At 54.2% G+C, this 26,646-nt stretch carries 25 protein-coding genes; 14 read left to right on the top strand and 11 right to left on the bottom strand.

The window, feature by feature from the left end:
* From thrS to Q0Y09_RS07050, 13 genes are all read left to right on the top strand, one after another.
* Positions 1-1,383: threonine--tRNA ligase (thrS, locus tag Q0Y09_RS07110; RefSeq protein ID WP_297719693.1), on the top strand; the 1,383-nt coding region annotated here is incomplete at its 5' end.
* Positions 1,384-1,463: 80 nt separating this feature from the next.
* The gene (locus tag Q0Y09_RS07105) at positions 1,464-2,780 is read left to right on the top strand and encodes a S41 family peptidase (RefSeq protein ID WP_297719690.1); all 1,317 of its coding nucleotides are present in this window, start codon (positions 1,464-1,466) and stop codon (positions 2,778-2,780) included.
* A gap of 30 nt (positions 2,781-2,810) precedes the next feature.
* Positions 2,811-3,746, top strand: a complete 936-nt coding sequence (locus Q0Y09_RS07100) for a type II CAAX endopeptidase family protein (RefSeq protein WP_297719687.1) — start codon at positions 2,811-2,813, stop codon at positions 3,744-3,746.
* 325 nt (positions 3,747-4,071) lie between these two features.
* Positions 4,072-7,794, top strand: a complete 3,723-nt coding sequence (locus tag Q0Y09_RS07095) for a M14 family metallopeptidase (protein WP_297719685.1) — start codon at positions 4,072-4,074, stop codon at positions 7,792-7,794.
* A 210-nt stretch (positions 7,795-8,004) separates the two neighbouring features.
* Positions 8,005-8,778 (top strand): polysaccharide deacetylase family protein, encoded by a 774-nt coding sequence (locus Q0Y09_RS07090; RefSeq protein WP_297719682.1) that lies wholly within the window; start codon positions 8,005-8,007, stop codon positions 8,776-8,778.
* Between the two features lie 597 nt (positions 8,779-9,375).
* The gene (locus tag Q0Y09_RS07085) at positions 9,376-10,413 is read left to right on the top strand and encodes a DUF3829 domain-containing protein (RefSeq protein WP_297719679.1); all 1,038 of its coding nucleotides are present in this window, start codon (positions 9,376-9,378) and stop codon (positions 10,411-10,413) included.
* Between the two features lie 80 nt (positions 10,414-10,493).
* Positions 10,494-10,982 (top strand): hypothetical protein, encoded by a 489-nt coding sequence (locus Q0Y09_RS07080; RefSeq protein WP_297719676.1) that lies wholly within the window; start codon positions 10,494-10,496, stop codon positions 10,980-10,982.
* 7 nt (positions 10,983-10,989) lie between these two features.
* A complete protein-coding gene (locus Q0Y09_RS07075; RefSeq protein ID WP_297719674.1) occupies positions 10,990-11,532 on the top strand; it encodes a hypothetical protein in 543 nt (180 codons plus the stop codon).
* Between the two features lie 95 nt (positions 11,533-11,627).
* On the top strand, positions 11,628-12,122 hold the full coding sequence (locus tag Q0Y09_RS07070; protein WP_297719672.1) for a sigma-70 family RNA polymerase sigma factor: 495 nt from the start codon (positions 11,628-11,630) through the stop codon (positions 12,120-12,122).
* A 60-nt stretch (positions 12,123-12,182) separates the two neighbouring features.
* Positions 12,183-13,121, top strand: a complete 939-nt coding sequence (locus tag Q0Y09_RS07065; protein WP_297719669.1) for a hypothetical protein — start codon at positions 12,183-12,185, stop codon at positions 13,119-13,121.
* Complete coding sequence (locus tag Q0Y09_RS07060; RefSeq protein ID WP_297719666.1) at positions 13,122-13,700, top strand: 3-hydroxyacyl-CoA dehydrogenase family protein; 579 nt, start codon at positions 13,122-13,124, stop codon at positions 13,698-13,700.
* 574 nt (positions 13,701-14,274) lie between these two features.
* Complete coding sequence (locus tag Q0Y09_RS07055; protein ID WP_297719663.1) at positions 14,275-14,592, top strand: helix-turn-helix transcriptional regulator; 318 nt, start codon at positions 14,275-14,277, stop codon at positions 14,590-14,592.
* Positions 14,589-15,899 (top strand): right-handed parallel beta-helix repeat-containing protein, encoded by a 1,311-nt coding sequence (locus Q0Y09_RS07050; protein ID WP_297719660.1) that lies wholly within the window; start codon positions 14,589-14,591, stop codon positions 15,897-15,899. The genes Q0Y09_RS07055 and Q0Y09_RS07050 overlap by 4 nt, the downstream gene beginning before the upstream one ends.
* A gap of 126 nt (positions 15,900-16,025) precedes the next feature.
* Here the strand turns inward: Q0Y09_RS07050 and Q0Y09_RS07045 are convergent, their stop codons facing one another.
* From Q0Y09_RS07045 to Q0Y09_RS07030, 4 genes are all read right to left on the bottom strand, one after another.
* Complete coding sequence (locus Q0Y09_RS07045) at positions 16,026-16,214, bottom strand: hypothetical protein (protein ID WP_297719657.1); 189 nt, start codon at positions 16,212-16,214, stop codon at positions 16,026-16,028.
* A gap of 42 nt (positions 16,215-16,256) precedes the next feature.
* Entirely contained in the window at positions 16,257-16,541 is a 285-nt protein-coding gene (locus Q0Y09_RS07040; RefSeq protein WP_297719654.1) for a hypothetical protein, read from the bottom strand.
* A gap of 293 nt (positions 16,542-16,834) precedes the next feature.
* Positions 16,835-17,251, bottom strand: a complete 417-nt coding sequence (locus Q0Y09_RS07035; RefSeq protein ID WP_297719651.1) for a S24 family peptidase — start codon at positions 17,249-17,251, stop codon at positions 16,835-16,837.
* A 268-nt stretch (positions 17,252-17,519) separates the two neighbouring features.
* On the bottom strand, positions 17,520-18,710 hold the full coding sequence (locus Q0Y09_RS07030) for a tyrosine-type recombinase/integrase (RefSeq protein WP_297719648.1): 1,191 nt from the start codon (positions 18,708-18,710) through the stop codon (positions 17,520-17,522).
* 216 nt (positions 18,711-18,926) lie between these two features.
* On the opposite strand from Q0Y09_RS07030, the gene Q0Y09_RS07025 reads away from it, so the two are divergent.
* Positions 18,927-19,133, top strand: a complete 207-nt coding sequence (locus tag Q0Y09_RS07025) for a helix-turn-helix transcriptional regulator (protein ID WP_297719645.1) — start codon at positions 18,927-18,929, stop codon at positions 19,131-19,133.
* Positions 19,134-19,205: 72 nt separating this feature from the next.
* Here Q0Y09_RS07025 and Q0Y09_RS07020 read toward each other — a convergent pair whose 3' ends face one another.
* The 7 genes from Q0Y09_RS07020 to Q0Y09_RS06990 all read right to left on the bottom strand — a co-directional run.
* Positions 19,206-19,814 carry a hypothetical protein gene (locus tag Q0Y09_RS07020; RefSeq protein ID WP_297719641.1) on the bottom strand — a complete coding sequence of 203 codons (609 nt, stop codon included), beginning with the start codon at positions 19,812-19,814 and terminating at the stop codon, positions 19,206-19,208.
* Positions 19,815-19,832: 18 nt separating this feature from the next.
* On the bottom strand, positions 19,833-20,156 hold the full coding sequence (locus tag Q0Y09_RS07015) for a hypothetical protein (RefSeq protein WP_297719639.1): 324 nt from the start codon (positions 20,154-20,156) through the stop codon (positions 19,833-19,835).
* A 322-nt stretch (positions 20,157-20,478) separates the two neighbouring features.
* Positions 20,479-23,148 carry a hypothetical protein gene (locus Q0Y09_RS07010; RefSeq protein WP_297719636.1) on the bottom strand — a complete coding sequence of 890 codons (2,670 nt, stop codon included), beginning with the start codon at positions 23,146-23,148 and terminating at the stop codon, positions 20,479-20,481.
* A 175-nt stretch (positions 23,149-23,323) separates the two neighbouring features.
* Positions 23,324-24,322: a DUF5309 family protein gene (locus Q0Y09_RS07005; RefSeq protein WP_297719633.1), complete on the bottom strand. Its 999-nt coding sequence runs from the start codon at positions 24,320-24,322 to the stop codon at positions 23,324-23,326.
* Between the two features lie 30 nt (positions 24,323-24,352).
* Positions 24,353-25,255 (bottom strand): hypothetical protein, encoded by a 903-nt coding sequence (locus Q0Y09_RS07000; protein WP_297719630.1) that lies wholly within the window; start codon positions 25,253-25,255, stop codon positions 24,353-24,355.
* Positions 25,256-25,259: 4 nt separating this feature from the next.
* On the bottom strand, positions 25,260-25,514 hold the full coding sequence (locus Q0Y09_RS06995; protein WP_297719627.1) for a hypothetical protein: 255 nt from the start codon (positions 25,512-25,514) through the stop codon (positions 25,260-25,262).
* A gap of 18 nt (positions 25,515-25,532) precedes the next feature.
* Positions 25,533-26,646 (bottom strand): phage/plasmid primase, P4 family (locus tag Q0Y09_RS06990; protein WP_297719624.1); only part of this gene is annotated, 1,114 nt, incomplete at its 5' end.

Genomic DNA, 26,646 nt, shown 5'->3' with positions numbered 1-26,646 from the left:
GACCTGTGCGCCGGCCCCCATCTGGACTCCACCGGCCGCATCAAGGGCAACGCCCTGAAACTCACCGCCTGCAACGCCGCCTACTGGCGGGGCGACTCCAACCGGGAGACCCTCCAGCGGATCTATGGCATCGCCTTCCCCAAGAAGGACGAGCTGGACGCCTATCTGGCCAAGATCGAGGAGGCCAAGAAGCGGGACCACCGGAAGCTGGGCAAGGAACTGGGACTGTTTATGCTTCGGGACGAGGGCCCCGGCTTCCCCTTCTTCCTGCCCAAGGGCATGACCCTGAAGAACACCCTGCTGGACTACTGGCGTCAGGTCCACAAGAAGTACGGCTATGTGGAGATCTCCACCCCCATCATGCTCAACCGCCAGCTGTGGGAGCGCTCCGGCCACTGGGACCACTATAAGAACAACATGTATACCACCGTCATTGACGAGGTGGACTTCGCCGTCAAGCCCATGAACTGCCCCGGCGGCATGCTGGTCTACGCCAGCGAGCCCCACTCCTACAAGGAGCTCCCCCTCCGGGTGGGCGAGATCGGCCTGGTCCACCGCCATGAGCTCTCCGGCGCCCTCCACGGCCTGTTCCGCGTGCGCTGCTTCAGCCAGGACGACGCCCATGTCTTCATGACCCGGGACCAGATGCAGGACGTCATCCAGGAGACCGTCCGCCTCTTTGACGAGGTCTACTCCGTCTTCGGCCTCTCCTACACCATCGAGCTCTCCACCATGCCCGAGGACCACATCGGCAGCGTGGAGGAGTGGGAGCGCAACCAGGACATCCTGAAAAACGCCATCACCGCCATGGGCAAGGACTTCGTCATCAACGAGGGCGACGGCGCCTTCTACGGCCCCAAGCTGGACTTCCATCTGGCCGACTCCCTGGGCCGGACCTGGCAGTGCGGCACCATTCAGCTGGACTCCCAGCTGCCTGAGCGGTTCGAGCTGGAGTATATCGGCGAGGACGGCCAGAAGCACCGCCCCGTCATGATCCACCGGGTGGTGCTGGGCTCCATCGAGCGGTTCATCGGCGTCATCACCGAGCACTTTGCCGGGGCTTTCCCCGCCTGGCTCTCCCCCGTCCAGGTGAAGGTGCTCCCCGTCACCGACCGGGCGGCTGAGTACGCCGACCAGGTGGCCAGAGACCTGGATGCCCAGGGCTTCCGGGTGGAGGTGGACCACCGCAGCGAGAAGATCGGCAAGAAGATCCGCGAGGCCACCATGGAGAAGGTCCCCTATATGCTGGTGGTGGGCGACCGGGACATGGAGAACGGCACCGTCTCTCCCCGGCACCGCACCGGCGAGGACCTGGGCGCCATGTCCTGCGCCGACTTCGCCAAGTTGCTCCGCGAGGAAGTGGACGCCAAGACCATCAAGTGATAAAATAACCGGTATGCGGCGGGCCCCGGCGGATGGTCGGGGCCCGCTTTCACATGGCGCATGGAAGGACGGAGATACAGATGAGACGATGGAAGGCATGGCTGACGGCAGCGGTGTGCACACTGGCGGTGCTGCTGCCGGTCTGGCTCTGGGCCGGGCTCTCCGCCCCTATGGAGCATCCCCCGGTGACGCCGCCCCCAGTCTCCACGGCAGAGAACACCCCCCTGCTGGAGGATGCGGAGGAGCTGGTGGCCCTGATCGAGGAGAGCCACCCCGCCTTTGCCCTGGGGCAGGTACCTGAGGGGTATGAGACGGCGAAGACGGCGTTTTTCGAGGCGGCCGCCCGTCCCGGCGCCACGCCGGCGGACTTTGCCCTAGCCGCTATGGTCTACACCAGCGCCTTAAAGGACAGCCACACTCGGGTGGACCCCTTCGGCGGCACACCGCAGCGGATGCTGGATGTAGCGTGGACGGCGGCGGACGGCAGACTTCTGCTCTTGGACGAGCGGGGCGCGCCTTCCGGCGCTGAGGTCACGGCGGTGGGCGGGCTGCCCACGGAGGCGCTCTTTGCCCGCCTGGATCTCTGCACGGCGGCGGAGAATCCAGCCGGCAGGGCGCGGAACCGCGAACTCTGGAGCCGATATCTCAGCATACTGGCGCTGTTCGGCGCTTCCATCTCAGAGGAGGGGACGGTCGCCCTGACCGTCCTGGAGGACGGTGTGGAGTGGGAGGTGTCGGTCACCTCCTCTGTTCCGGCACAGGTCCAACAGCCCGTCATCTCCACGGAGTGGATGGGGGACGTCTTTTATGTGGATTTTAACCAGTGTATGCCCAGTGTGGAGCTGGATAAGGCCGCCGGGGCCCTCCGGCAGGCGGTCACTGACGGGTGCGCCAAGGTCATTTTGGATGTCCGGGGGAACGGTGGCGGAAACTCCCTCACCTGCGAGGAGCTGCTGGGTGCGATGGGGATGACGGCTCCCCGCTACGGAGGCTATATCCGCTACTCACCTCTGGCCCGGCAGGAACGGGGCTATGACGTCGCCGAGGGCGGTATGTGGATGGCTCCGGACGCATCGGCTGCCGTGGGGAACCCGGCGGTGGATCTGGTGGTGCTCACAGATGCGGAGACCTTCAGCTCGGCCACCATGCTGGGGGTCTTCGTACAGGACGGCGGCCTGGGGACCATCGTGGGCCGGCCCAGCTGCAACGCGCCTAGCAGCTTTGGGGATATCCTCTCCTTCCGGCTGAGCAATACCGGGCTCTCCGGCTCCATCTCCCATAAACAGTGGCTGCGGCCCGACGAGGGGGCGGACCCAACGCTGTTGCACCCGGATGTGGAGACCGCCGTGGGAGAAGACGCCTTGCAGAGGGGGCTGACCCTTTTGGCGGAGCAATAACCATTCCATAGAAAAAGGAGGCGCGAGTACATGGAGGAGCTCTGGGCATTTTTTTCGAGCGGGGAGGCCCGGCGGTGCCGCCGTGTCTTCTCCCGGGTGGGGCTGGCCCTGACGGCCATGCTCCTGCTGCCGGCGGGGGCGCAGATCGCGCTGCAATTCCTGGTGCTGGACCGGGCCCCCGCCCTGCTGGAAAACACGTTCTTTCTCTACGCCCTCTCGGCCCTCACCACCTACGGCACAGGCTTCCCGGCGGCCATGCTGATCCTTCGCACCCTGCCCGTGGAGGAGCTCCCGGAGCGGCGGCGGCTGAGCGGGCGGACCTGGCTGAAGCTGTGGCTGCTGGCCATGGGGTGGCTCTACATCGCCAATCTCATCACCCTCTCCCTGATGGATGGGCTGGCCGCCCTGCGGGGGAGCTCCATCCCCAATCCGATAGAGGCCATGGGGGAGCTGCCGGTGGCCTTTAACCTGGTTTACAGCTGCCTGCTGGCCCCGGTGTGTGAGGAGGTCTGCTTCCGCTGGATGCTCCTGCGGCGGCTGCGGCCCTGGGGGGAGGGCTTTGCCCTGTGCGGCTCGGCCCTCCTCTTCGCCCTGGTCCACGGGAACCCCTATCAGATGCTCTACGCCTTTGCCGTGGGGCTGGTGCTGGGGGGCGTCCTCCTCCACACCGGCAGTCTCAGGGGCTGCATCCTCCTCCACGCCGGCGTGAACTTCGTCTCTGCCGGCCTGCTGCCCCTGGCCGGGCGCCTGGGGGAGGCGGGGGACCTGCTGCTGGCCCTGCTGGTGCTGGTCTCCATGATCTGGGCCCTCCGCTGGACCTTCTTCCGGGGCCGGGAGGGGCTGGCCGCCTTTGCCGCCCGGGCGGGCTGGGGCAACGGAGAGAGCTGGGGCCACTTCTGGGTCAATCCGGGCATGACCCTCTTTGTCATCGCCCTGGCCTGGAGCATGTGGCTGACAGTCGGGTAAGCCGTAAAACCCGGACAAAAAACCGGGCCATCCCCACCCCGCCCGCAGCGGTTCTTCCCTGCGGGCAGACGCCTGACCGGCTGCCGCCGGCGCATCGACACCCGATGCGCCGGCGGCCTTTTCTTTTCTGTGATTGCATTTCTATGCACAATATATGTATAGAACCGTCGATTCTATTTTGAAGTGCATAGAAAATAAATTCATTCAAATCTGTATTTTATGTATTTTTATTCTTGACGTCCGCTCTTTTTGGTGGTATTATGCTAACATGATTCGTCGGACACGAATTGGAACGACCCACAATGGAAAGAGAATGGTGATGAGTATGAAAAAACATGCACTCCTGGGGCGGACACTGTCTATGGTGACGGCAGGCGCCCTCATCCTGTCCCTGAACGTTCTCCCGGCCACCGCCGCCGAGGCCCCCGCCGAGCCCCCCGCCCTCTTTGAGAACACCAGCGGCGACGGCGGGGAAAACTGCATCAGCCTGTCCGCCGGACGGACTTTCCAGGCGATGCTCCCTGTGGATATGACCGAGGAGGAGGCCAAGGCCGCCGCCGAGTCCGCCGACTGGTCCCTCACCTACGACGAGACCCAGCCTTACACCGACCCCGCGCTCTTCCCCAACCACAGCCAGGGCGGCAGCCTGGACGCCTGGCTCTGCACCGACGGGAAGACCCCCCTCTTCTCCAACGTCACCGCAGGCGCAAAGACCGTGGACGGCCAGGTCTACCTGACAGTGTCCTTTGAGACCGGCATTTACTTTTACACCAAAAACCGCACCACCGGCGAATATGCGCCCGACGCCAGCGTCCCCCACTCCAACGGCGGGGCCTACCTGGACGTGTGCGGCTGGTACGACCTGACCGCCGCCCTGGACGGCGAGACCCTGGCCTCCACCCCCGTGCGGGTGGTTCCCTATGACAACTTCCACACCATGGACGAGATCTACCAGTCCATCGACGATCTGGTGGACTACGCCCAGGAGAACACCGACCTCTATGTGGTGAAGGAGTCCATGGGCAAGAGCCAGGGCGACAACGGCATGGAGAGCCTGGATATGCCCTATCTCATCGTGGCCAAGGACAAGGCCGCCGTGGAGAAGTGGCAGTCCATCAAGGCCCAGGCCGAGTCCGACCCCGCCGGTCTCATTGAGAAGATCGAGAACGGCAGCCTGGGCGACTATCAGGTCCCCATCCTCTACTCCAACGTCCACGCCAATGAGGTGGCCGCCGCCGACGGCATCCTGACCTTTGCCTGGATGCTGGTGGAGGCCGCCGCCTCCGAGAGCGGCAGCCTGGACTACGACAAGCTCACCGGCTTCACCGCCGCCGGCCAGGCCGAGCTGGCCGAGCAGATGGGCCCCAAGGGCCAGGAGGGCTCTGTGGCCGTCCCCGACCTGGTGGCCGACTCCGCCACCTACCTGGGCTACCTCAAGGGGGAGAACCCCGACGGCTCCACCGCTTCCACCTCCGTGGCCGTGGACCTGGAGAAGTACTACACCATCGAGACCGAGACGGTGAATGTGGACGAACTCCTCTCCGACGTCTTCTTCCTCATCGTTCCCGAGGAGAACGTGGAGGGCCGCACCTATGGTACCCGGACCTCCTCCGGCGGCTTCGACCTCAACCGGGACAACTCCTTCCAGACCCAGGCCGAGACCCAGAACATGACTCACCTCATCGCCCAGTGGAACCCGGTGAGCTTCACAGAGTTCCATGGCCGGGTGCAGGCTTTCCAGTGTGAGCCCTGCGATCCCCCCCACGAGCCCAACTTCGAGTACGACCTGCTGGCCGAGCACCTGATGCCCGGCGGCGAGGCCCTGGGGATCGCCGCTGTGGCCAACAACGGCGGCCACAACAGCTATGTCATCCCCCAGCGGGACTACCTCACCTACACCGGCGAGAAGACCGCCGACGGGGCCGACCAGACCCAGTGGCTGGACCCCTGGGACGACATGTCCACCAGCTACACCCCCCAGTACGCCATGCTCCACGGCACCGTGTCCTACACCGTGGAGGTCCCCGCCTATGACGACTACATGGTCACCGGTCTGGCCTACGGCCAGCTGGGCCAGTCCCACTACGTCGCCCAGAACAAGGAGAGCTACCTCCTCAACCAGACCAAGATCTTCGAGCGGGGCGTCACCAACGCCAACTCCGACGCCTATGAGCTGGTGGGCCAGTGGTTCGCCGACCAGTATGACGTGGAGGGGGCCGAGGCCGACCTCTTCCGCCCCGAGTACGACGGCGAGGGTCAGAACGGCAACTTCTATCCCGAGTGCTACATCATCCCCGTGGACGGGGCCAACCAGTCCAACCTCCAGGCCGCCTTTGACATGGTGGAGTACCTGGACCGCAACGGCGTCGCCATTCACTCCGCCTACAAGGACTTCACCTATGACGGTGTGACCTACCCCGCCGGGACCGTGGTGGTCTCCATGTACCAGGCCAAGCGCAGCGTGGCCAACGGCGTCCTCTACGACGGCACCGTCATCACCGAGTGGCCTGTCCTCTACTCTGAGGGCATCACCGCCTTTGACAAGACCCGGGGCTTCGACATGATCGTCTGCGCCGAGCCCGCCGCCTACGCGGAGATCATGGCGTCCGTGGGTGAGACGATCACGGTCCAGCCTTGGTTGGACAACAGCCGCAAGTCCTCCTTCACCGGCGTGGAGAACGCCCAGGTCGTTCTGATGAACGCCTCTGAGGACTCCACCGCCGCCGTCAACGCCCTGCTCCAGGCGGGCAAGGCCGTCTCCGTCATCGCCGACGGGGACTACGCCGGCAGCTTCCTCGTCTCTTACGCCGACTGGCAGAGCGTGGCCGATGAATACATCCTCTCCGGCGTGGGCGTGTCTGACGCGCCGTCCGCCAAGGCCATGACCCACGCCCCCCTGGTCTACATCTCCGGCAAGCCCGCCGACAACGATCAGGGCTTCCTCAAGACCACCCTGGTCAGCGGCTCCTACCAGTACAACTACGACCGCCAGGCCATGGAGCTGCTGGGCTTTGCCGTCACCGACGACGCCTCCAAGGCCGACCTCATCATCGGCGCTGCCGCCCTGGACGACGCCGCCCTGGCCGCCGTGAAGGCGGGCGTCCCCTACATCGGCTACGGCTCCAACGCCATGGGCTCTGCTGTGAAGCTCTTCCCTGAGGGTGCTCTGGTGCGGGAGACCGCCGGCGACAACGCCATGGACGCCCTGGCCTATGTGACCTACCCCACCGAGAGCCCCGTCACCGCCAGCTATGCCGCCGAGGGGGACGACATCCTCTACGGCTACGGCGCGGGCTACTTCTCCGCCATCCCCGAGGGGGCCCAGGTGCTGGTGCAGCTGGACGGCTCCAAGGGACTGCTGGAGGGCTTCCTTCCCGCCGACGGCGAGCACTATGCCGATTTCCTCAATGACTCCATCCAGGCCATCGCCTACAAGGGCAAGGGGGCCGAGGACGCCGACCTGAACGTGGTCCTCTTTGCCAACACCCTCACCAACAAGGTCCACCAGCGGGATGAGTTCAACTTCATCTCCAACGCCGCCTTCGCGGCAGTCACCGGCTACACCGACGTGGCCGATGGCGCCTGGTATGCCGATGCCGTGGCCGACGCCACCGAGCTGGGTCTTATGCAGGGCACCGGCGCGGGGGCCTTCTCCCCCGACATGGCCACCAGCAGGGGCATGCTGGTCACCATCCTGGCCCGGATGGCCGGGGTGGACACCACCGCCGGCGAGAGCTGGTACGCCGCCGGCCAGACCTGGGCCGTGGAACAGGGCGTCTCTGACGGCGCCAACATGGAGGGCGTCCTTACCCGGGAGCAGCTGGTCACCATGCTGTGGCGTTTCGCTGAAAGCGCCGCCTCTCAGACCGATCTGACCGCCTGGTCTGACGGCGAGACCGTCTCCGACTGGGCCGCCGACGCCATGGCCTGGGCCGTGGAGACCGGTCTCATCACCGGCACCGGCTCCGGCGCCCTGGCTCCCCAGGGTACCGCCAGCCGCGCGGAAATGGCCGCCATCCTGGTCCGCTTCGCGGCTCAGAATTCCTGAGTCCCCTCCCCACAGGCGCATAAGAAACAAAGCCGCCGGCGCATTGAGATCACCAATGCGCCGGCGGTTTTCATATGGTCTGCTGATCGGGGCGCACAGTGGATTTGCCTTACGCAGCCCTTTTTCTCATGCCTGGGCGGTCAGGCACATATGGTAAAGGGTAAGGACGGCCCCGGCCAGCCGGGGAGACGCAACAAGGAGGCGTATGGAATGAAACTGTATCTGATCCGGCGGCGGGTCCTCACCCTGGGGCTGTGCCTGCTCTCGGCGGCAGCCATGCTCTATGTGGTGAACCACCCCGCCATTGTGGGGGCTTCCGCCACCACCCGACAGCTCCCCGTCTACTGTGTGGCCAGGGACCAGAAGGTGGCCTCCCTCACCTTCGATGCCGCCTGGGGCAATGAGGACACCCAGCAGCTCATTGACATTCTGGGGAAATATGACGTAACGGCCACCTTTTTTGTGGTGGGGGAGTGGGTGGACAAATACCCCGAGTCGGTCAAGGCCCTTTCCGATGCCGGCCATGAGGTGATGGACCACTCCGACACCCACCCCCATATGTCCCAGCTCAGCCGGGAGCAGATCCAGGCCGACGTCTCCGCCTGTGCCGACAAGATCGAATCTGTCACCGGCGTCCGGCCCACCCTCTTCCGGCCCCCCTACGGCGAGTACGATGACAAGGTCATCACCGCCGTCCGCGCCCTGGGCATGGAGCCCATCCAGTGGGACGTGGACAGCCTGGACTGGAAGGAGCTCTCGGCCAGCGAGATCACCCAGCGGGTCACCTCCAAGGTCCAGCCCGGGTCCATCGTCCTCTTTCACAACGCCGCCCTCCACACTCCGGAGGCGCTGCCCGGCATCATCGAGGCCCTCCTGAAGGAGGGCTACGACCTGCTCCCCGTGTCCCAGCTCCTTCTCCCCGGGACCTACAATACGGATTATACCATCGACCATACCGGCCGCCAGCACCCGGCGGAGGGATAGCCTGCCTCTGAATCTGACTGTGGACCCCGCGCTAAGCGGGGGCCGCATTTTTCTTCCGAGACCTGGCGTCTGATAGGTGGTTTTCCACAGTTTCGTCTTCTCCTGTGTACAACATGTTGCACTTGTATAGTTCACCACCCAAATAAAAAGCCTGTAACCATAACGGTTACAGGTTTTTTCTGGTTGCGGGGGAAGGATTTGAACCTTTGACCTCCGGGTTATGAGCTGCTGTCGGTTTCTCGATCCGCTTCGGTGCAGTGCTTTCCAGACCTTTTGGGGCCTGAAATGGCGCAAAGTCCGAAGGTCATTTTCTCTTCGCTCCACCTCCATTTTTCCTGTTCTGGGTCAAAATATGGGTCAGAGAAACGAAATGACGCAGAGGTGCCGCGGGGTGCTTCCCCTTATAGTTTGAAATTTGGTGTCCCCAACCAGGCGCCTGCCAACATATATAATAGGACGTCATGGGAAAAACTCCCGGTGGCCGGTCCCGCAGCCCGCCCATCGCCGAGGTGATAGACCAGGCGGGAGCGAATGGGGCGCACCCCCATCGGGAGTCGGCAAAGGGACCCACAGACGACATAAGAGGAGGATATAAAGATGAAAAGATTGAGGAGACCGTTCTGTTCCCGCGGCGCCGCCTGGCTGCTGCTCCTTACCCTGCTGTTGTCCGGCTGCGCCGGAGGAGAGAGCGGCGGATCCAGTGATGAGGCGGACGCCTCGTCCTCCGCAGACCAGTCGGGGAGTACAGAGACCACGCAGACCAATGAGCCGGTGGACTACAGCAAGTACAACGCCTATCTGGCGGTATCCAACAGCGTCTATAAGATGGACGGCATGCTGACAGCCTACTTCACTGTGGTGCACAATCAGCCGGAGTTTGCCCTGGTGGAGGGGATGGACTATGGCATGCTGAACGACGTTTTCTCCTCGTACACCTTTGACGTCTATACCATGGAGCAGGCCATGAGCTACTGTGACGAGGACCCGGCTTACCCCGAGCAGGACGCGCTGCTGGCCCAGTTGGAGGAGCCTTTCCAGACTATGGGGGATATTCTGGGGGACCTGGCCTGGTTTATCACCTTCAACACCTATGGGGAGACAGACCTGACCGAAGCCGCCCAGCTGCACAGCCAGCTCCATGGGGCCGTCAGCGCCTTTGACGCGGCCGCGCAGCCCTTTGCCGAGTCCATGCTCGCCCTGGAGGAGTCCACCCAGCAGGAGGAGCTGGACCGGCTCAGGACCGAGGGGCTGGACATCCCCTATTACAGCCTGGTGCTCCTGGACCTCTCCGACGAGATCGACGCGGAGATCTGGGCCCAGGTGTCCCAGTCGGAGACCCTGCCCGCGCTGGACATGACACGGCTGGAGGAGCTGTATACCCAGTACCAGGAGGCCTACGCCGGCCTGGCGGCCGGCCTGGCTGACCCGGAGCAGATGGCGGAGCAGTGGCCAGATGAAGATTCCCCGGAGATCGACCGGGACCTCTACTTAAGCGCAGTGGACAGCGCCCGCTCTGCCCTGGAGCAGTTTATGGCCGCGGCCCGGGCCGGGGAGGACTACAGCTACCAGTATGACACCTACTACACGTTCTACTCCATACTGGTGGACCGGTACAACAGCCTGATCGCGGGGTAAAGTGATGCCCTCCCACCGGGACACAGCCCAGGAGGGGAGGACTCCGGATATATTGATGTATCAAAAATAGGAGGGATATGATGGCACGTCATAAAGTAGAGGAGAGCACCTACCAGCTGCAGGTGCCGGTCAATCAGCAGGAGCTGGGCCGCCTTATAGGGCAGGCGGGGACGGACTGGCGGCGCATGGGGCTGTCGTTTTTGGTCCGGCTGGCCATCGTGGCGCTGGCCACGGTGGTCCAGTTCGGCCAGGGCGATTTTGACCTCGCTAACCTGATCGATCAAATCGTACTCATCATCTATGCCGTTGTGCTCCTGTTCCCGCTGCTCCACTGCCGGGACACCATGGAGTTTTACGAGCACGGGATCACCTTTAAGGGCAAGCCCTATCTCTTTCAGACGGACCAGGTCACCTGGCGGCGGCACAGCGGCACCGGCTTTTTCCTGGCCGCCACCCGCCTCTATCTGGCCGGGGGCCCCAAAAACGGGATCAACGTGAGCTATGTCCAAAACGCCCAGGAGACATTCACCCGTCTCTATGTGAGCAGCGCAGCGCGGAGAGGGGGCTGATCGGGCCGTGGAGATCACCCTGATTATCGCTTTCTTTGCCGTCCTATTCCTGGCCGCGTGGGTCGTAGAAACGGTCAAGGAGCGGAAGGGGCGGGACGGCGAGGACAAGGCGCGCATCCGGCGCGCCGCGGCGGCGCGGCTGGAGAACAGCGCCCTCTATACCATCGCCTACGCCCACTACATGGATGTCAAGCTGGGCTACCGCTCCAGTACCTCCAGCTATTACAATTACATCGTGGCCTTTCGTCCCGGGGAGCTGTATGTGATTCCCATCCAGTTCTCCGGGAAGGAAATCGTCTCCCAGCCCGCCGTTCTGCTGACCCCGGAACATGTGGGCGAGATCCGGTTCCAGGACAAAAAGAGGACCTGGATCACCTTCTGCGGCCGGGACGGGGCGGAGCTGTGCACCTTTGGCGTGGTGGCCAGCAACACCTCGGACGGCCCCTTCCAGCCCCTGAATATCCAGCAAAAGGAGGAGGCGGAGAAGTTCAAGGCATTCCTTCGGGAGTTTGCGGCCAAGGTGCGGGCGGCCGCCGATCAGCGGCGCTGACCGCCCTGCAGCAGCCCTTGCCAGAACGGGCAGGCCGGTGTATCATAGAGACAGCACCGGCAAAGGGGTCAGGCAGACATACGGGTGGTGAGAGCGTGGACAATTCCATATCCGACAAGGAACGGATCGGAGAAATGTATCGTGAGATGTATGGGCGGATGTTTGCCTACGCCTCCTGTATCCTGCGGGACCGGGACCTGGCGGAGGAGGCGGTGCAGGACGCCTTCTGCATCCTCTGCGTGAAGGCGGAGGATGCCTTTACCCGGGACAACCCCAAAGGCTGGCTCATGCGGGTGCTCCAGAACGTCATACGCAACCGGAGCCGCCAGCGGGTCGCCATGAACCGCCTGATCATGCGGTCTATCCAGGCGGAACATCTGGACACCCTGCTGGTATATGACGAGGAGGACGTGGCTCTACTCTATGGGGATCTGGCGGCCCACGCCGATTTCCAGCTACTCAAGCGGGTGGTGCTGGACGGCTGCACCATGCTGGAGGCGGCGGAGGAGACCGGGATCACCGTGGAGGCCTGCAAAAAGCGGGTCTCGCGGGTCAAGAAACTTCTGCGGAAGAAACTTGCGGGCCCTTGAAAAGGGCGCTCAAATATCTATGGCTTTTATCAGGAACACTGTAAAAGGGGAGGCGAAAGGATGTCTGGGCACAGCGAAACAAGTCCGGGGGACTGCTCCCACTATGACGAGATGAGCACGGAAGAGCTGGAGGAACTCCTGCGTCTGGACTTCCAGTCGCCGGAGGACAGGGGAGCGGATCCCGACACGCTCTTGTATATCGCCGGCCTGCTGGCCGCCCGGAAAGGACCGGCAGACGCGGAGGAGGCCTGGGAACGGTTCCAGACCAAATACCGTCCCTATGCGGACGGGCGCTCTCTGTATGACTTTGACAGTGAGGTGGACGTGCCTGCCGGTGCGCCGCAGGCGGGTCCCCGCGCCCCCGCCGCCCGCCCCACAGTAGGCCGTCAGTCCCGGAGACCGGGACTGCGAAGAGCGGCGCTCATCGCCGCCCTTCTATCCGTCTGCCTGTTAAGCGGGATCGTGGCGGTCCAGGCCGCCGGGATCGATGTGCTCGGCGCCATCACCCGCTGGACCGACGAGATCTTTCGGTTCGTCATCCCCAGTTCCCAGGATGCCGCTGCCTCTGACGGGAGCGGGGGAGACGGTGGTCAGTCCGGCACCACGCTGCCTGACCTGGAGATCTTCCGGGACCACATCCCCACCTGGCAGCCCGATGGGTTCGTGGCCCAGGAGCCCCGGATAACCAACCTCAGCAGAAGCGACACGGCGCATGTGACCTTCCTGGGGGAGGACCGATCCTACTCGGCCTGGGCCACCCTATACCACACGCCGGAGGAGGGCACGGGCACCTTCGAGAAGGATGACGGTCTGGTGGAGGAGTATGTCCATAACGGCGATGTGTACTACATTTTTTCCAACATTGACACTCTGACCGCAACTTCCTTTGACGGGGAGTGGCTGGTGGCTGTCAGCGGGGCACTGACTATGGAGGAGCTGAAGGCGGTCATCGATTCCATCGGGGCGGACGCCGCCCTGCTCCCGCCGGAGTATGAGTAGATGGAGGCGATCCTGGCGTCGGAGCGACAGGATCGGTGCATGGTGAGTCACTGGTACAACCCGGCCTACCTCATTCCCATCGCGGAGCTCTCCAAGTTCGGCAACATGCCGGAGGAGGTATTTCAGGAGGTCTACGATCTATATGTGGCCTGCGAGAAGCAGCCTGTCCGGGTCCTGAAGGACATCACCGGCATGGTGGCCAACCGCATCCTGCATGCCCAGGCTCGGGAGTGCTTTTATCTGGCCGAGATCGGCGCAGCCCTCCCCGAGGACATCGACAAGGCTCTGAAATACGGACCCTGTTTCCGCAACGCCACCACCGGCATGCTGGAGGTGGCCGACATGGGCGGCTTGGACGTGTGGCTGGCGGCGGAAGACAATATGTTCCCGGCGTTGTGCAACGCAGATAAGGCGTGCGATGCTATGCGCAAGCTGGTGGCTGAGGGGAAGATAGGCATTAAGAGCGGTCAAGGCTTCTTTGACTACCCCGAGGAGGTGCGCGCCAAGGCCCAAGACGAGTTTTACAAGCGCCTGATTGTTCAGCTCAAGGCCAGTAAATACTATGAAAGACGGGCGTAGAGAACCATTTGTTTTCCAATAAGTAAAGCGGAGTGACATGTCACTCCGCTTTACTTATTGAGGAATTTCAGTTTGAACCCATTGAGAATAATCCACAACTTCTTCTATTTCCCTAAAGTGTTTGCACTTGGATAGTATAATTCACCCTAAACAAAAACACCTGTAACCATACGGTTACAGGTGTTTTTCTGGTTGCGGGGGAAGGATTTGAACCTTCGACCTCCGGGTTATGAGATGAAAGCGGGGCTTGTCTGGTGTTATCTGATTGTGTCCGTTCATAACTGAAAATCTTACGAAACCCTTGATACGCTTAGTTTTTCTTGACTGCTTGTGTCTGGTTGTGTTCGTTGGTCGAAAACTTTACCCGAGTGAAGAGTTGATAAATTGTTGATAAAAAACTATGGGGGATTTTGCTTTTGAAAACTCCCCGCCGGGGGATTTTTCCGAGTAATTACCCCTCTTTTTATCATGTTCACTGCCCAGGCATTACTTCACATTTCCATGTCCGTAATTCAATCATCCATGTTACCGCCAGTGTCAGCACCTCAGCTAAACTTGCTTTAGAGGTGGTTGTATGCTGGCATTTTTTTCTATCCATTTGAAACAACTCCGGGTTGCAAAGAAATTGACCCAATCTCAAGTTGCTGACTTTGTTGGTGTTTCTCGATCTGTTATCTCTGCCTATGAAAACGATATGAGATACCCAAGCTATGAAATACTAATACACCTTTCTATGTTGTTTGGGGTATCCACAGACTATCTTTTGGGCATTGAAAACAGACGCTATTTGGATATATCTGATCTTTCAACCGAAGAAGCAGCAGCGGTGTATGAAATGGTTAGATTGTTCAGACTCAATCACTCTGATACATACAAAGGAGGAATACCATGAAACGATTTTTAGGAACAGCTTTTCTATCACTACTGCTGATAGGGGCAATCCCGGTAGCCCATGCCCAGGAAACCATGCCAAAAGTATCATCTCTAACCGAACTACAAGACGCAATCATACAGGCAGAGGAAGGAGATAAAATTACAATCACGCAAACCATACTTATTGATACGCCTGTTACAGTGGGGGTCGATGGAAAGCCCGTAACACTCGTTGGTGCAGAGGGAGTCGAAACCCTTTTGCGCTTTGAGGGCGATTGGGGGCTTGCGTCTTATTGCTGGCTATATGATCTGACCATAGAGGGTACGGGATTGCCCGATGGGTCTAAGATAGTGGTTTCTACTCCTAATTCTGTATACGCAACACGGCTAACCTGGGTGGATTGTGCAACAGAAGGTTTTGGGGCCGGTATGCGAATAGACCAAGGCGAGGTGTATCCTATGGACTGCACCTTTATAAATTGCTCCGCTGATATTGGTGGTGCTATCTATGCTGATACAAACACTTCACTGTATCCAAGTAGCTGCACATTCTCAGGCTGCACTTCAAAGCGAGATGGTGGGGCACTGTATGCTATGGGGTCATCCACCATTGACAATTGCACTTTTACAAACAATTCCTCGGTAAATGGAAATGGCGGTGCCATAGCCGGAATAAACCTGGGTATCAAAAACAGTACAATTAAAGGGAACAGAGCTTTGTCCGGCGGTGGAGTGTTTTTATCTGGGAGCGGTATCGTTCAAAATTGCAAACTCTACGATAACACCGGGGAATTGAGCGCAGATGATCTACTTTCAGATGGAACCGTAGCAATTAGCGCAGACGATTATGTGTCCCTGTTTTCTGAGGAATTGACAACGGGTGGATATGACTCTTTTGCGTGGTATGTTGATATTGAGGGTAACCGCTATTCTGAGGATAACAAAACCGAAGTTCTAACTGAAACAGATAGTTTGACCGCTCCTGCATTAAAATTTGTACTATATAAAAAAGCAGCTCCCGAACCAGAGCCAGAGCCGGAACCCACTCCTAAACCAGAACCCCAACCAACACCCGACCCCAAGCCGTCCCGCCCGTCTACTGGTGGAAACCACCGCCCAAGCAAACCAGAACCGTCCGAAGAACCGAAGCCAACATATCCCACCCTGGCTTGTGGTAAGGCCGTTATCGACCGGGACGCAGTAATATATCTCACTGACGCTCTCAAACGCTTTACAGCAGCTCAGGAACAGCTTACACGGGGAAAATTTGCCGCCTTTCTCTATGGGATATTATCCGATGAAAGCCGCTTCCTATGGTTGGATTGACGATGTACCCATTGATCTTAACGCCTCGGCTACATACGGAGCATTTGTCAATTTGCTTATAAAAATATATAACCTTTGAGAACGAAGAAAGACCAGAGAGCTTATTTGCCCTCTGGTCTTTCGTAGTTACTTAGATTTTTTCTGTGATACACTTACCCATTGATAAGGTTTTCCATACTTGCTCAGATACCACGCTTCAAACTCTTTCCGATGTTTTTCACATTTGAAGTACTCTCGGACATTCTGAGCGATTAAAAGAGCTAATGCTTTAGCTTGACCTCTCACCTCTGGTACAAACAAGCTTTCTTTTTCCATAATACACTACCTCACTCTTACTTTAAGGGAAAAGTTTTCATATCACATTCCTTCCATTTTAGTCAGAACTTCTTCCGCTACTGTGTGTAAGCAAGTCATGGTTCCTGTGAAATCATCAAATACCGCTTTAACCAAAGCACCATGCTCACCTTCGAATTGACAGCTCGTAAAAGTATTATAAGCGATTACAAGTTTGCTCGCAGCAATATATAGTTTCGTCAGCCAATCGGCACATTCACTCTTAGTAGCAAGATTATCTTTGGTATTCATTAAAATCTCAATGTCTTTTCCAAGATCGGCGGGGGTAAAAATTCTTTTCTTTCTCATGCCAATTTTCCTTTCTTGTTTAGTTGTCCGAGTCTATTAGCGAAATCTCTCGTTTGAGAGCTTTTGCAATAAGCAGTTCCTTTTTTCCTTTTTCTATTGCCGCCTCTAATTTGTCAAGAGAAGGGATATAAATAGTACAACACCAGCAACCCAATTCTATAATTCTTTCTGCCTTAATAAACTCTTGTTGTCCGGGCCGTATATTGATTGTCCATTCAACATTTTCAGGAGAGTCATTCGGTGTTCTTAAAATGGGCTCCCCTTGAGTGGAAAAATTTATTATTCGGCTCATTTCAACCTTCCAGTCCGCTGTTAGGTTCACCGGTAATATTTCCACTTTCCCGCTCCAATGCTGTTCGGTTTGAAGTCGCAATCTTGGACAAGGTGATCCAATGAGAGGTTGTCCCAAATGGACGGCTTACTTGATATACAACACCGAGTAACCGCACACTCTTTCGCTCTTCACCTTCAAATATTAAAGTGGGAAAGTGAGAATTAAGGGGTTTTAGAATAATCTGGTCATTTTTGAAATAGACCTTTCGGATAAGAAGTTCACTGTGCTGTTTTTCGCTGTCACTCACAAGAACCGCTCCCATACCTTTATCATCCACTTCAAAGCCAGAACGCACATACGCAATGTCATCTTGTATTAACTTCGGTGACATACTCTGGTCAATCACATTAACCATAAACGACATAGAACAACGCATATTATTTCCTCCTATTTTTTTGAAAAATCATCGGCTACGCTTTTAATAAATGCGGATTAACTAACAGGGCAGTATAATCTAACTGCTGTCATCAATATCTTCAAAATCCTCAGCTTGCTCACGATTTTTTGGCCTATGGCCCATCCTGTACTCCCATAGGGGACAGTCGGTTGCCGGACATAACCGTACTTCGCTCATTTGATACCCGCAACAATCAAGGCATTTTGCCCTGATTGCTTTGATAGGTGTTCTCTCTGCCATAATCAATTCACGCTTTCTTTTTGAAAAGGACATCTGCAAGAGCTTTATTTGCTTCTGCGTCAGCCTTGGCTAAAACATGAGCATAGATATTACTGGTAGTGCTTGGGTCTTTATGTCCTAACCTCTTTGCAACTGTGATAATATCAACACCTTCACCGATTAGAATACTGGCCTGAGTGTGGCGAAATTTGTGAGGGTTGATATGAGGAAGATCATATTTTTTAGAGAACTTATTGAGCCAGTCTGTAATGCTGTCGGGGTGCATAGGCCCTCCGCTTTCACGGGTAAAGCAGTAGCCAGTGTTAACCCATTGTTCTCCCTTTTTCAACCGTAGTAAAGATTGCTCCCTACGATATTGGGCCAAAAGCAGCATGACGGAATGTTCCACACAAATATAGCGGGTTTCATTGGTCTTGGGGCTGTCTTCATAAATTCCTCTTTGCTTGGAATAGAGAAGATTGTTACAAATCTTGATTTCGTCCTTTTTGAAATCAACAGCAGACCACTTTAACCCCATAATCTCGCCCCGCCGTGCGCCGGTAGCAATCATCAAGAGCGTGATACACCGCCATTTGAGAGGTTCTTTCTCCAAGCATTTCATGATTTTATCTACCGTTTCTACCTCGAAAAAGGACGCTTCCTTTTTCTTCACCGAGGGAGGGGAAGCAGTTTCAGCAGGATTGAGCCGCACAAGACCTTCTTTCATTGCCTGATTGAAAATACCGTGTATCAACCTATGGTGTTCCGCGATTGTCTTCGGGGAAAGGTCTTCGCCGGTCTTCTTATTTTGACCTTTCTTCCCCAATTTGACATAAAAGCGGTTCAGGTGTTCGCAGTTTATATCGGTCAATTTCATGTGACCGATTTCTGCATTGATACGAACAAGCAACTCACGATACCGCTCCACAGTGCTGTGCTTCCGATCTCGCTCTTTCAGGGTCATGAAATACTCAGCATAGGCGGTAAAGGTCTTTTTCTCAGTGGACACCTGACCTTCTTTGCATTGCTGCTCATACAGGACAGCGAATTTATCAAGCTCTTTCTGTATCGTGCGCTGGTTCTTCATTCCCTCTGGAATTCTCCACACGGTACTAAAAGGCTTCAACTGCCTGCCGTTTGCGTCCCGCCCACGATAGACTTTGACTTGATACCCATAAACAACGCCGCTTTTATTCTTCAATGGTGCGGTATGAGCCATAAAAACACTCCTCCCCCAAATAACTATCATATAAAATAGAATTTCTATTGTTTACAGTAGACGCTATACATCATCCAGGTATTCCTGTCAATAGTTTTCTACAATATTTAATAGATAGTCTATGTAATAAAGTAGATTTCCCTTGCGCTTTGGAAAAGAGCGTGTTATAATTATCACGGTTAAGTTTCAGGAAAGGAGTGAACCGCATTGCCAATAATGCCTTTTTCCTACACAAAACTGTGGAAGCTGCTTGTAGAAAGGGGAATGACTAAAGAGCAACTTCGTGTTGCCGCCAAACTTTCCCCCAACACAATCTCGGCAATGGGTAGGGGAGAAGTCATTTCGGGAAAAATGCTCGAAAGAATTTGCGAGTTTCTTTCGGTGACCCCCGATGAAATCATGGAAATCAAAAGTGAAAAGTGATTTGTGAGAGAGCGGTTAAGTCTGACACACTTAACCGCTCTTTTCTTTATCTGTTTTCACAGGACGGTTGGGTTAGCTTTCCTCGGAGTCCAAATCTTCATAGTAATCCGTTGTGTTAATAAGATACTTCTGTTGCAATTCTTCTGGGGAAGTACTTTCACCGAACGGGCTTTCCGGAGGAGTAACCATGATTTCGGTTTTATCGCTCATGCCATAGAAGTTCTTACCATAAAAGATAGACCAAACTGTGTCGATATTCTTTTGGAATGCTGACTGACTCATAACGCTCATGATAGCGTCACGGGTAATCATAATGAACTCATTGAACTCCTTGCATTGGCGAACATTGGACTCATTGAACCACTTATATAAAGTAGTACGACCAATCCCCAGGGCAATAGCCCACCCTTCCATTGTGGGGATAAGCTGACGCTCAGAACAAGCGATAAGATATTCCTGAGTGCGTTCTTTGGCGGTTTCCAAATCACCATACTCGCACTTTGGGCGGGAGATCGCTTGATCGAGATTTGTTAGAGTACCCAATACAATGTTTGCTGTCATTTCGCCCTTAGTCGATGTGAAATTCCCATACACTCTTTTGGAGCGTTTCATTTGGGAAACAGCTTTTTCAGCCATTGCCTTAGAAACCAGATCAGTCACTTCTTTTTCTTGCTTTTCCATTCAATTTTTACCTCCTGTTTAGGGTTGATACCGTGGAGAGTCAAAGCCCCTGTCCGAACCATAAGATTGATACCCTGTTCCAGAGCTACCCGCTTGGGGGCAGAAGACAAATCGTTCAAGGTGGTTTTCCTCCATTCCCTTTTGAAGAAAGTGAGGGCAGAGCAGAAGGGCGGTAGTGCCGCCTTTCTTGTGCGGACAATCTCGCTTGAATTGGCACTCAAAACACAAGTGACCGAATGTCTGCCGCATTTCCCACACTGTTTCTTCAATGTCGACTTGATTGCGCCGGTCAAATTTAATACGCTCCCGCCACTTCTTGCGGCGGTATTCATCATATTTCATAGCGTGTTTCTGTCCTTTCCTTCACGCTTATAGCAGTGGTCATGCTGAAATTTTCTCTCGAATTCATCAGTGAGTTGCATTGCACAAGTTGTATCACTTTCCATAAAATCAGAAAGCATTTTGTCTGCGTTGGGATTAGTGCGGAAATTACGCCAAAGATCATACAACTCTTGTTTTGTGTATGGTGACGCAATCTCGAAGAGCATAGCTGCTTTCACTTGCTATACACCGCCCTCCCTGGCCTTAACAGCTCAAGCCCCGGTGGGGGCAAGGATAGGGCTTCCCGTTGATCTTGATAAAACTTGCCATACCCTTTACCCCCTTAGTAGGCATTTGCAAAGGCACCGCTATTTACACGGACACCTCGGTTTCGTTCATATCGGTCATAAGATCGACCGATTACTTCATCTCCAATGGACACGGACAAATCCTTGTCCTCGACAACGCTCATAAGAGCGTAGATCGCAGCAATCACGCCGTCATTGGCAACGCTGACACCAGCAGAGATACCCTCAACAATCTGATCGTTGTTGGCAACCGCAGTCCTGCGACCAATGGAACCAACCATCTCTGCACCGGCTTCTCTCGCAATAAAGAGCTGCCCTTCGTCCGGGAAACCGCCGTCCTCAAACATGGGGATATGCGGGATGTTGACCAGACGAATATCAAAAGCCGGGATAAGGGTAATACCAGCAATCGTCAAACCGCTGAACTGAATGTGGAACAAATCATTGATTGCGTCAATGACCCCGTTAATAAGACCAATGATGGAATTTGCCATCTGCTTTACAAATCTGGTAATGGGGTTATCGTCCAGTGTCCACGCTGCATAGGACAGGGACAATCCGGCGGCAAGCACCGCAAGGCCAAGGCCAACGCCAGCACCGGAAAGTAGAAGCAGAGTACCGAGAACAATCAATGCACCGGACAGAATACCTGTAAGAACCGAAACAGTCTTTTTAACCGCAGTTACGACAGTGTTCCAATTTAGTGCAGCAGCAGTACCCAACGCCAGGGCACCAGTTGCCATTAACCCAATTCCGAGAGGAATATTGGTACTGGAAAAGGCCAGAATAGCACCAACTGCTAATAGAGCACCGCCAACTATGCCCATAATTACACTAATCACTTTACGAACTGTGCTGGAAAGGCTGTCCCAGTTTGGGATAATTGCTGTTCCGAGTGTTAATGCACCAGCAGCCAACAGAGCCAATCCGAGAGGTACATTGGTGCCGGAAAAGGCCACAACCGCACCAACAGCCAGGAGAGCAACAGATACGACACCCATAATACCAGCGACTACATTTTTCACTTTGTCACTTACGCCATTCCAATTCATGATAGCCGTAGTAGCAAGCGGTATAGCTCCTGCAACCATAAGGCCTATTCCAAGTGGGATATTTGCGCCACTAAATGCGAGAATTGCACCGATGACCAATGGGGCGGCACTAAGGATGACACCAATTTTTTCAATCGGTTTATCCAGGGCCACAGCGATAGCGTCCCAATTAGCGGCAACCGCTACAGCAATACCCGCAACAGCGGCAATGAGTAGCGGAATGGGACTATGGGTTAACAACGAGATTGCGCCACCAATCGCCATTATTCCTGCTTCAATAGCCAAAAGATTTTCAGGACTAAACCCATTCTCGAAAACATCCTTTATACCAACAGCCAGTAAAGATATTCCACCTACAATCAAGCCAATTGCCGCACCGACACCGCCAAAGCTTAGAGCAAGTCCACCCGCAAGTGCGCCTATTCCGATCAACATTCCTATCAGGTTATCAAAATTCACCCCGTTATTCCAAGCGTCAAGACCACTTCTTACAAGCATTACACTTCCTGCCACAGAAAGAGCAATCGTTCCGATAGTTTTCAGATTGTCTGTAAATAGAGAAGCAATTTTCCATGCTAAAAATCCAGCACCGATAGAGAGAGCCAGATTTTTTATAATGCCAAGATGATCTTCAACCCACCCAAAAACGGCTCGCAGTTTATTAGCTACTGCCTGAATTCCGTTCTCAATAGGTGCTTCCTCGAACATGGAACCATAGTCAGGGATAGCGGCAGAAACACCAGCACCTGAATTCTTATTAAATACATTTAGTTCGTCAAACCCGGCGGTAAAACTTTTTAGCTCCTTTGTTGCTCCGCTTGTGCTTTCTGCAAATTCAGTCATGCTCTTGACCGCACGAGTATAGGTGGATTGGCCGGACAAAGCCGCCATTAGCTGAGCAAACAGATTGAATACTGTCACAATCTTGTTTACAATCATATCGAGTGCTGGGGCGAGTGTGTCAACCAGCGGGGCAAATGCAGTAGCAAGACTGTTTTTCAAATATAGTGCGCTGGACGCAATCGAGTCCATTGATTTGGAGAAGCGACCGCTAAATTCTTTGGAATACTGATAAAGGTTGTTAAACCCTTCCGAAAATGCTTTCCTGATGAGGTTAAACGCCGAATATATCAGGTTATACATGAGGGAATACATAATTCCTCTCCCGATAATCTGCACCATATTTCCAAATTTCCTTGGAATGATGGAGAATAACCCGCCCAAAGATTTTCCAATTTTCCCCGGGAGTCCCTTCAAGCCAGACAGCGCAGCCTTTAGACGATCAACATTATGAGTGAGATTACTCACCCTATCGGAAACAGCAGTCAACCCCGATATACTGTCTGCGCTCGCAACATCTACTCGAATAGGCGAAGAAGCAAAATCACCGACTTTCCCCTTCAAATTCTTCACGGCACTTCCAACTTTAGAAAGCGTAGACTTTAATTTTGCGAGTTTAGAGTTACCAATGTTTTGTGCAGCGTCCCCCGTATCTTTTATTGCAGAAGTAACAGGAGAAGCGTCAAACCCGGAAACTGCCTTTTTCAATCTTTCGAGAGTCTGAGTCAGATTTCCTAATTTCTTCTCAGTTTCATCACAATGAGCGACTATTTCAAATTCCAAGCCTTGAATTTTCACATTATCTTCTGCCATTCCATTCATCTCCTTCCTGTATAAATTAAAAATAGGCGGGAAACGGGAAACCCGCTCCCGCCTGTGGGATTACTTTCGCAGCGTGTTAATAATAGCCCAAGCAATAATCAGAAACATTTCAGTTCCAACAGTAGCCAGAATTCCGGCAACAAACGGGTCAATATACATTAGTCAATCATCCTTTCGTTGTAGTCTGTTCAAAAGTGAAAACGGGAGAGGTGCTATTATTGCTAATCACGATTTTCTCAGCATAATTCGGTGCTGTAAAACCAGTTGTGATATTTACAATCTTGCCGTGATACCACTCGGGGCCGTGGTCAAGACCGATCTGACCAAAGAGCTGATACCGTTTACTGCCGCCAGCTTTATATAGCTTTTCCAGGAAGAAGTTACCCTTACCGGGAACAGGCTGGAATACAGGAGCAATTACACCCAGGTTCAGCAGCAGAGCGGTACCAGCGGGAAGACACTCACCCAAACATATATTTACATCTCCGAGTGGGGTAACAAGTGTTGAAAGAGAAATTCCACACACCTCTCTCGACTCAGGAACAATAGTTAGGCCATTGGTTGCAGCGTCCGCATTAAGCTGATATAGGCTATCAATATCAACCATAAGAACCAGATTAGATACGGGAGCATGACTGTCATAAATCATCCCCATAAGACGAGTAACTTCAAATACCGTGAGGGACTTCTTTTTTTTCAAATCGAGAACATTAGTAGTAATTGCAGTCACCAGACCACGGGTTTTATTGGCCTGATCGTCGGTGGTAGCTTTCTGATACACACCGTTGATGAAGGTGTACTCAATGTCCCGATTGATCTTCTGCATTTTCGCATCCACCTGGAAGTCCAGCTCATTGATAGGGTTGGCCTGCTGATTGGCTACATTCAGACCGCTCAGAGTGCCCATGTTGGACTCCTTGGCATAAGAAACGCCAACGGTTTCATGGAAAATCTGAGTCACATTGGTCTTCTGAGCACGAGTGACAGAAGTGGCTTCGGGAGCGGTCAAAGAGCCGTTCTCATATTCCTGACCGGTTGGAAACTCAACAGTGTTGGAAACTTTAGCGTTTCCTCCAATCATAGAAGAAAGGGGGCAACGGGTGTTGCCCTTATTAAATAGCTTACCGGAGTAATCCAGTGCACCAAAGCTCATAGTATCTGGCATAATTAAATTTCACTTCCTATTCATATTTAGTTAAATAGATGGTTCATTCAAATCCATAATTTCGCCGGTAGACCGATAGTTGCGAAGAACGGCTCCGTACCGTTCAGGGCAATTTTTAAGGATTATCTCTTCGGTTTCCTCCACCATAGAGTCAGTAATACCCTCCACCTCAGTCATCTTTTTAAGAAAGGCAGACAAAGCCTTCACATCAGTAAAGAAATACTGGGCTTTCGGCTTACCAGGAATGGCATTAGGGTCTTCAAATACCTTGAAAGAAGACATACCAACAAATTCATCCCAAAATTGCTCATTGACCTTGTCGGTATCTGTGGGGGAACACCTGTTTCCCATGTACTGGTCATCGGGACGGAAATAACGGTACATATCCCGCACAGAATAAGGGCAATGTTCCTCAACACCATCATAACTGTTCAGGAAATTAACAAGATGTCCCTCTAAAGTGTCCAAGGCTCTCAACTTAGTATCAGGGTCATCAATAACAATGCGTTGGTTGTGTGCCGTTGCAATTTGCTGTAACCGCTGCATTGCGAGGGGGCAATCTGCCATTTGTTCAGCGTAAAGAGAAAACTGAGTCGGTGTAATATTGTCCAACATGGACAGGATTTGAAGCGTACTTACCATTTCGGGAGTAGGAGCCTTGCTAATCTGCGTTTTCGCAATCTCACGCATTTTGTCAAAGGTTCCCATGAGGTCTGCCTGAACCTCAGACAGTAGCTTTTTCCGCTGGTCTCCAATCTGCTGATTGATTTTTTCAACCTCACGGTCATAGACCGTCTGTGTGATCTCGTCAGCCTTTTTGAGGGACAGTATATTTTCCATGTCTTTGTCCTTGGAATGAGCATATTTGCTCAGAGCCAAAGTGTACTGTCTCATGCGGCGCATAATACCATCAGAAAAATAATTTTTGTTCATTTGTTCATACCTCCAAATTGTTCAGGTTTTTCAATGGTTGCAAGGGGCTTTCCTCTGTGATACCGAGCTTTGACACCGCTTGCCGCAATGTCATCGGGACTGCTCCTTCGATGGAAGGAACAAGCACGGGACTCGGCATGATTTCCACAGAAGCAATCTTTTTGAAGGTAACGGTTTCTTCTTTGACGGAAACTCCGATATTCCGGAAACCGTTATCTGTTTGGAGCCACATTCGCCCGGCTTTATCTTTGAAATACACTACCGTACCTCCTTCTGTTTATTTGCTGTTTAACAAGTCGTAGACCGCTGCTGTGGATTTCAGCGTCATACCGGTATAACCCTCACTCCCTCGGTTTTCTCCAAGGTGTTTTGACTTTTTGATTTTCAAATTGTCCATCTGTTCTTCAAAGAAAGCCCACACTTCGGCTTTCTTTTCGGGAATAATCTGGTTCTTCGTGCAATAGGAAACATACGCTGAATACAACTTTGCCTTAGTCACATTGTATGGAGAACCGAAGGACAACTCGCTGTTCATAAAACCGATCATTGAGTTTGCCTGCTCCTGCTGACTCTCTACAATTTCTTGGGACTCTCGGCTTTGACTAAGCTGCCACCCGTTCTGGATAAGTCGCTGTAAGCCTTGCAACATCCAAATGAAAATGCCGTCCATTTCGTCCTTCATCGGCTCGAAATAGAAAGGGTCATCTTTTCTATCAGGAGGACGGTTTTTCACACGGATAACATACAAGCGGCGGTAAAAACCATGACCACTGTCAGATAGGGCAGTGAGAGGAGCATTGGAGCATATAACCCATCTCGCATACGGACGGAAGGAATAAGAAGGTTCACCTTTCTGCTCTGCTTGCACTGGCACTTCCGCTGAAACCATCATCTTAAACACTTCGGTGGATTTTAGCTTGTCCTTCTTCAAATCGTCCTGAAACAGAACCAGCTTGTTTTCTGCCCTTGGCATTGCAAACTGATTTGTTTCAAAATACTCGACAGAAGAACCAACACAGGAATTTCCGAACAGATAATGCAAGATTAAACCGATACGGCTTTTTCCCTCCTGCCCTCGCCCCAAAAGAACCATAGCCTTTTGCAGTTTCGTGATAGGGAGAAGAAGATAACCGCAATACTCCTGAAAGCCGTCACGATCATATTCATGAATGAGGTTATTAACCCATTCGAGAAACCGAGTCGGGGTCTTAACCTTCACAGAAGGGCCAAAGTTGCAGTCGAGACGGTGAGGGGAGAAGATCATGGTTTCATCAAAACTCAATTCTCCGGTTTTCAGATCAACCGTTATCGTCCCATTCTGAACAGAGATTTTGTTCTCAGGAATGGAAATGTGGTCAACATAGGCCTGAGTCTTGATTACTTCCCAAAGG

Origin of the sequence: Intestinimonas sp. (assembly GCF_026169115.1) — a bacterium.
Taxonomy (GTDB): domain Bacteria; phylum Bacillota; class Clostridia; order Oscillospirales; family Oscillospiraceae; genus Intestinimonas.
The sequence above is the reverse complement of the archived record's forward strand: the minus strand, read 5'-3'. Positions and strand labels throughout refer to the sequence as shown.

Coding starts and splice junctions, on each gene's coding strand:
- Q0Y09_RS07000 (WP_297719630.1), bottom strand. CDS start 25,255: ATGAACAAAAATTATTTTTCTGATGGTATTATGCGCCGCATGAGACAG.
- Q0Y09_RS07080 (WP_297719676.1), top strand. CDS start 10,494: ATGGCACGTCATAAAGTAGAGGAGAGCACCTACCAGCTGCAGGTGCCG.
- Q0Y09_RS07100 (WP_297719687.1), top strand. CDS start 2,811: ATGGAGGAGCTCTGGGCATTTTTTTCGAGCGGGGAGGCCCGGCGGTGC.
- Q0Y09_RS07035 (WP_297719651.1), bottom strand. CDS start 17,251: ATGCGTTGTTCTATGTCGTTTATGGTTAATGTGATTGACCAGAGTATG.
- Q0Y09_RS07020 (WP_297719641.1), bottom strand. CDS start 19,814: ATGGAAAAGCAAGAAAAAGAAGTGACTGATCTGGTTTCTAAGGCAATG.
- Q0Y09_RS07095 (WP_297719685.1), top strand. CDS start 4,072: ATGAAAAAACATGCACTCCTGGGGCGGACACTGTCTATGGTGACGGCA.
- Q0Y09_RS07040 (WP_297719654.1), bottom strand. CDS start 16,541: ATGAGAAAGAAAAGAATTTTTACCCCCGCCGATCTTGGAAAAGACATT.
- Q0Y09_RS07030 (WP_297719648.1), bottom strand. CDS start 18,710: ATGGCTCATACCGCACCATTGAAGAATAAAAGCGGCGTTGTTTATGGG.
- Q0Y09_RS07050 (WP_297719660.1), top strand. CDS start 14,589: ATGAAACGATTTTTAGGAACAGCTTTTCTATCACTACTGCTGATAGGG.
- Q0Y09_RS07105 (WP_297719690.1), top strand. CDS start 1,464: ATGAGACGATGGAAGGCATGGCTGACGGCAGCGGTGTGCACACTGGCG.
- Q0Y09_RS07090 (WP_297719682.1), top strand. CDS start 8,005: ATGAAACTGTATCTGATCCGGCGGCGGGTCCTCACCCTGGGGCTGTGC.
- Q0Y09_RS07055 (WP_297719663.1), top strand. CDS start 14,275: ATGCTGGCATTTTTTTCTATCCATTTGAAACAACTCCGGGTTGCAAAG.
- Q0Y09_RS07065 (WP_297719669.1), top strand. CDS start 12,183: ATGTCTGGGCACAGCGAAACAAGTCCGGGGGACTGCTCCCACTATGAC.
- Q0Y09_RS07045 (WP_297719657.1), bottom strand. CDS start 16,214: ATGGAAAAAGAAAGCTTGTTTGTACCAGAGGTGAGAGGTCAAGCTAAA.
- Q0Y09_RS07015 (WP_297719639.1), bottom strand. CDS start 20,156: ATGAAATATGATGAATACCGCCGCAAGAAGTGGCGGGAGCGTATTAAA.
- Q0Y09_RS07010 (WP_297719636.1), bottom strand. CDS start 23,148: ATGGCAGAAGATAATGTGAAAATTCAAGGCTTGGAATTTGAAATAGTC.
- Q0Y09_RS07060 (WP_297719666.1), top strand. CDS start 13,122: ATGGAGGCGATCCTGGCGTCGGAGCGACAGGATCGGTGCATGGTGAGT.
- Q0Y09_RS07025 (WP_297719645.1), top strand. CDS start 18,927: ATGCCTTTTTCCTACACAAAACTGTGGAAGCTGCTTGTAGAAAGGGGA.
- Q0Y09_RS07085 (WP_297719679.1), top strand. CDS start 9,376: ATGAAAAGATTGAGGAGACCGTTCTGTTCCCGCGGCGCCGCCTGGCTG.
- Q0Y09_RS07005 (WP_297719633.1), bottom strand. CDS start 24,322: ATGCCAGATACTATGAGCTTTGGTGCACTGGATTACTCCGGTAAGCTA.